The 5,516-nt window shown below is 61.8% G+C and carries 4 protein-coding genes and 2 pseudogenes; 5 read left to right on the forward strand and 1 reads right to left on the reverse strand.

What is annotated here, in order from left to right; all coding sequences use genetic code 11:
* Positions 1-303: pseudogene (locus HA43_RS18235) on the reverse strand (ATP-binding protein); the annotation flags it as partial.
* A gap of 145 nt (positions 304-448) precedes the next feature.
* Here HA43_RS18235 and HA43_RS18240 point away from each other — a divergent pair.
* The 5 genes and pseudogenes from HA43_RS18240 to HA43_RS18260 all read left to right on the forward strand — a co-directional run.
* Positions 449-1,951 (forward strand): sugar ABC transporter ATP-binding protein, encoded by a 1,503-nt coding sequence (locus HA43_RS18240; protein WP_039385247.1) that lies wholly within the window; start codon positions 449-451, stop codon positions 1,949-1,951.
* A 10-nt stretch (positions 1,952-1,961) separates the two neighbouring features.
* A pseudogene (locus HA43_RS18245) lies at positions 1,962-2,944 on the forward strand (ABC transporter permease subunit).
* A 72-nt stretch (positions 2,945-3,016) separates the two neighbouring features.
* Entirely contained in the window at positions 3,017-3,955 is a 939-nt protein-coding gene (locus tag HA43_RS18250) for an ABC transporter substrate-binding protein (protein ID WP_039385245.1), read from the forward strand.
* Positions 3,956-4,070: 115 nt separating this feature from the next.
* Positions 4,071-4,931, forward strand: coding sequence for a ketose 1,6-bisphosphate aldolase (locus HA43_RS18255; RefSeq protein ID WP_094112314.1), 861 nt, complete (start codon positions 4,071-4,073; stop codon positions 4,929-4,931).
* 1 nt (position 4,932) lies between these two features.
* Positions 4,933-5,516: carbohydrate kinase family protein (locus HA43_RS18260; RefSeq protein WP_139803632.1), on the forward strand; the 584-nt coding region annotated here is incomplete at its 3' end.

The following is a 5,516-nucleotide window of genomic DNA, read 5'->3' on the forward strand; positions in this document are numbered from 1 at the left end:
CGCCTGCTGCAGCGCCTGCTGCGTCTGCTGCAGGCGGGCCGACTCACTCTGATACTCCAGCGCACCCACCACCTGCGACAGGCGTACCGCCGCCGTCGCCACGTTGGCCGTATCACGCGCCAGCGCCAGGCTGCCATTCATATCGGCCAGCGTCTGCGCCTGCGCCTGTTCCTGAATCGTGCCGGCGTGGCGGAATCCGGTAATCGCCACCAGGCTGACCGCCAGCGTCACGCCGACCACCAGCAGATTAAACAGCAGCAGGCGACCACGGGCACCGGCATACCACGGCAGAGTCTGACTCATGCGCCACCCCTCGCAATGCGGAACGTCAGCCGAGTATAAAAGTGGCGCGCAGAGGCAATATGACAAATATGAACGGGCGCTGACATTTTCCATTTATGTTGCGCGGCGACACTGCTCAGCACTATCCGGCAGCAGGAGCGCGGCAATGACAGCACCGATACTGGAGATGCGCGGTATTACCCGGCGCTTCGGCAGCTTTTACGCCCTGAAGGGCGTGGATCTCACTATCTGGCCGGGCGAAGTACACGCGCTGATGGGCGAAAACGGGGCCGGTAAGAGCACCCTGATGAAAATCCTGGCCGGTGCCTACAGCGCCAGCAGCGGGGAGATCCTGATTGAGGGCAAGCCGTACGCCATCCGCGGCCCTAAAGAGGCGCTGGCGGCGGGCATTACGCTGATCTATCAGGAGATCAATCTGGCACCCAACCTCACGGTGGCAGAGAACATTTTTCTCGGCAGCGAGATTGCGCGCGGCGGGCTGGTGAAACGCCGACAGATGGCGGAAGAGGCGCAGCAGGTGATTGCGCGGCTTGGCGCGCGCTTCAGCGCCACCGATCTGGTCGGCCGTCTGAGCATCGCCGAACAGCAGCAGGTGGAGATCGCCCGCGCGCTGCACCGCAACAGCCGCATTCTGGTGATGGATGAACCTACCGCCGCGCTCTCCAGCCGGGAAACAGAGCAGCTGTTTGCGCTGATCAAGCGGCTGCGCAGCGAAGGCATGGCGATTATCTACATCAGTCACCGCATGGCTGAAGTGTATGAGCTGTCAGATCGCGTCAGCGTGCTGCGCGATGGTGAGTATGTCGGCAGCCTGACGCGTGAGCAGCTCAACGCCAGCGAACTGGTGCGCATGATGGTCGGGCGTCCACTCAGCGATCTGTTTAACAAAGCGCGCGACATTCCGTTTGGTGCTATCCGCCTGGCGGTCAATCACCTGACTGACCGCAACAAGGTCCACCCCAGCAGCCTGGCGGTACGCGCGGGCGAAATTGTCGGCCTCGCTGGCCTGGTGGGCGCCGGACGCAGCGAGCTGGCGCAGCTGATATTTGGCGTGCAGCAGCCCGCCGGCGGCGAAATCTGGATTGACGGAGAAAAAGTGCACATCCGCTCCCCGCGCGAGGCGATCGCGCGCGGCATCGGCTTTCTCACTGAAAACCGCAAAGAGCAGGGGCTGTTTCTGGAACTGGCCGCCCGGGAAAACATTGTGATGGCGACGCTGGAGCGCGACGCCAGTTACGGCCTGCTGAACCGGCGTAAGGGGCAGAAGATCGCCACTGACGCTATCGCCTCGCTCAATATTCGCGTGCCGCATGCGCAGGTTCGCGCGGGCGGGCTATCGGGCGGCAACCAGCAGAAGCTGCTGATCTCCCGCTGGGTATCTATTGCGCCGCGCATTCTGATTCTGGACGAACCGACGCGCGGTGTGGACGTCGGTGCGAAGAGTGAAATTTACCGCATGATGAATCAGCTGGCGCAGCAGGGCGTGGCGATTCTGATGATCTCCAGCGAACTGCCGGAGGTGGTGGGCATGAGCGATCGCGTCTACGTCATGCGTGAAGGCACCATTGCCGGCGAGCTGAGCGGTGACGCCATCAGCCAGGAAAATATCATGACACTGGCCACCGGCGCTCAGCCGGTTACAGCCTGAGGAGAAAGGAATGACCAGCGAAACCGCACGCGTAACCAGCCCGACGCTGAAACGGGCGTTAATGAGCGATCTGCTGCAGACGATCGGGATCCTGCCGATTCTGATCCTGATTGTGGCGGTGTTTGGCTTTATCGCACCTAACTTCTTCACCGAGGCGAACCTGCTGAACATTACCCGGCAGGCCTCTATCAATATCGTGCTGGCGGCGGGGATGACGTTTGTCATTCTGACCGGCGGTATCGATCTGTCTGTGGGCTCCATGCTCGGCACCACGGCAGTGGTCGCGATGGTGGTGTCGCTCGATCCCGCCTTTGCCGGCCTGACGATCCCTGCTGCACTGGGTGCCGGGCTGATCATGGGACTGTTCAACGGCATCCTGGTCGCCTGGGCCGGGCTGCCGCCGTTTATCGTCACGCTTGGCACCTATACCGCCCTGCGCGGGGCCGCCTATCTGCTGGCTGACGGCACAACGGTCATTAACTCCAGCATCAATTTTGAGTGGATAGGCAACGGCTATCTCGGGCCGGTGCCGTGGCTGATCATCATCGCCTTTGCGGTTATCGCGCTCTGCTGGTTCATTCTGCGCCGTACCACTTTAGGCATCCATATCTATGCGGTGGGCGGCAATATGCAGGCGGCCCGTCTGACCGGGATCAAAGTCGGCGCGGTGCTGATTTTTGTCTACGCCATGAGCGGCCTGCTCTCCGGGCTGGGAGGCTGATGAGCGCCTCACGACTCTACAGCGCCAACGGCAACCTTGGCGTGGGCTATGAGCTGGATGCGATTGCTGCGGTGATCCTCGGCGGCACCAGCTTTGTCGGCGGTATCGGCACCATCACCGGCACGCTGATTGGCGCACTGATTATCGCCACGCTCAACAACGGCATGACGCTGATGGGCGTCTCCTACTTCTGGCAGCTGGTGATCAAAGGCGGCGTGATCATCGTCGCCGTGTTAATCGATAAATACCGTACCCGTCATCACGTCAGCTGAAGGCCGGCAGAACATTTCCAGGTGGCGATCCCGCGGACCGCTGACAATAAAAAAAGCAGGAGAACATCAACTATGCGTTTTAATCCGATTGTAACCGGACTGCTGGCCGCCACGCTGCTGAGCGCGCCGCTGGTACAGGCAAAAGAGCTGAAATCGATAGGGGTGACCGTAGGCGATCTGGCCAACCCGTTCTTTGTACAGATCACCAAAGGTGCCGAGCTGAAAGCCCGCGAGCTGGCAGGTGACAAGGTCAACGTGACGCTGGTCTCCAGCGGCTACGATCTCGGTCAGCAGGTGGGACAGATCGATAACTTTATCGCCGCCAAAGTCGATATGATCATTCTCAACGCCGCCGACTCCAAAGGCATTGCGCCAGCGGTGAAGCGGGCGCGCGACGCCGGCATCGTCGTGGTGGCGGTGGACGTGGCCGCAGATGGCGCTAACGCCACCATTACCTCGGATAACACCCAGGCAGGCGCGATGGCGTGTAAATATATCTCTGACCGGCTGAAGGCGAAGGGCAACGTGGTGATCATCAACGGACCGCCGGTTTCGGCGGTGCAGAACCGTGTCGAAGGCTGCATGAGCGAGCTGAAGACGCACCCCGATATTAAGCTGCTCTCTTACAACCAGAACGCTAAAGGCAGCCGCGAAGGCGGGCTGGAGGTGATGACCGGTCTGCTCTCCGCTAATCCGAAAATCGACGCCGTGTTTGCTATCAACGATCCGACCGCAATCGGCGCTGACCTGGCGGCCAAACAGGCGCAGCGCAGCGAATTTTTTATTGTAGGGGTCGATGGTTCACCGGACGGGGAAGAGGCGCTGAAGCGTAAAGGCTCGCTGTTTGTGGCGACCCCGGCGCAGGACCCGCAGGTGATGGCGGAGAAAGCGGTGGAAATTGGTTACAACATACTGCAAGGCAAGTCTGCTCCCGACAAACCGGTGCTGATCCCGGTGACGATGATCGATCGCGACAACGTGAGCAGTTACAAAGGCTGGACAGTGAAATAACGCGGCAGATTTTCCGGTCGTCATCCCTTTCCTGCCTGCAGGAGAGGGCTGCGGCGGCAGGTATGTTGCCTGGCCGCCGCAGCCTCCATTACCCCTCACGTGACGGGAGCACTTCATGGCACTGATATCTCTGGCGCAGGGGCTGGCCCATGCGCAGCAGCACGGCTACGCGCTGGGCGCATTTAACGTCCTCGATACCCACTTTCTGCGCGCGCTGTTTCAGGCAGCGGAGCAGCAGCGTTCACCCTTTATCATCAACCTCGCAGAGGTGCACTTTAAGTATGTCAGCCTCGATCACCTGGTCGCGGCGATTCGCTGTGAGGCGGCGCGGCACGCGATTCCGGTGGTGCTCAATCTCGATCACGGTCTGCATTTCGAGGCGGTGGTGCAGGCGGTGCGCCTGGGCTTTACCTCGGTGATGTTTGACGGCTCCGGGCTGAGCTATGACGAGAATGTGCGTCAGACGCAGGAGGTCGTAAAACTCTGTCATGCGGTGGGCGTCTCGGTCGAAGCGGAGCTGGGCGCGGTGGGAGGCGACGAGGGCGGGGCGCTGACCGGTGAAGCGGACAGCGCAAAATTTACCGATCCGGCGCTGGCGGCTGACTTTGTGCAGAGTACCGGCATCGACTGCCTGGCGGTGGCGATCGGTAACGCACACGGTAAATATAAAGGCGAACCGCGCCTCGACTTTGACCGGCTGGCGGCGATCCGCAGCGCGGCAGGTATTCCGCTGGTGCTGCACGGCGGATCGGGCATTAGCGACGCCGACTTTCGCCGCGCCATTACGCTCGGCATTCATAAAATCAACTTCTACACCGGCATGTCCCAGGCGGCGCTGGACGCAATAGAAACGCAGATGGATCAGCGCGACGCCCGCTATGACAGCTTTGCTGAGCTGCTTATGGCGGTGGAGCGCAATATCAGCCGCGTGGTCGCGCAGCAGATGCAGATTTTCGGCAGCAGCGGACGCGCCTGAGATGACGGCACGCAGCGGCATTCTGGCCGCCGGTACTCTGCTGGTCGATCATGTCCAGCGCATTACGCACTGGCCGGATCAGGGCTGGCTGACCGAAATCGTGGCGCGCGAGCGCTGCAGCGGCGGCGCGGTGCCGAATGTGCTCCTGACGCTGGCGCGCATGCAGTCAGGTTTACCGCTGGCGGCTGCCGGTATCACGGGCGAGGATGCGGACGGTGACTATCTGCTGCAGCGACTGCGCGAGGAGGGGGTGGATTGCCGCGGCGTAACGCGCACCCGCGCGGCGGCCACTGCCATGACGCAGGTAATGACCGCGCCGGATGGTCAGCGCACCTTTTTTCACGCGCGCGGCGCCAGCGCGCTGCTTGATGTGGCGCATTTCCGCGACCTCACTACTCCGCACCGCATTTTTCACCTCGGCTATCTGCTGCTGCTCGACCAGCTTGACCGGCCCGACGCGCAGTTCGGCACGCGCAGCGCGCGGCTGCTGGCGCAGATGCAGCAGCGCGGCTATCTGACCTCGCTCGATCTGGTCTCGCGCGCCGGCGATCACCGCAGCCTGGTGCTGCCGGCGCTGCGCTGGCT

Origin of the sequence: Pantoea eucrina (genome assembly GCF_002095385.1) — a bacterium.
Classification (GTDB): domain Bacteria; phylum Pseudomonadota; class Gammaproteobacteria; order Enterobacterales; family Enterobacteriaceae; genus Pantoea; species Pantoea eucrina.

Coding starts and splice junctions, on each gene's coding strand:
- HA43_RS18240 (WP_039385247.1), top strand. CDS start 449: ATGACAGCACCGATACTGGAGATGCGCGGTATTACCCGGCGCTTCGGC.
- HA43_RS18250 (WP_039385245.1), top strand. CDS start 3,017: ATGCGTTTTAATCCGATTGTAACCGGACTGCTGGCCGCCACGCTGCTG.
- HA43_RS18255 (WP_094112314.1), top strand. CDS start 4,071: ATGGCACTGATATCTCTGGCGCAGGGGCTGGCCCATGCGCAGCAGCAC.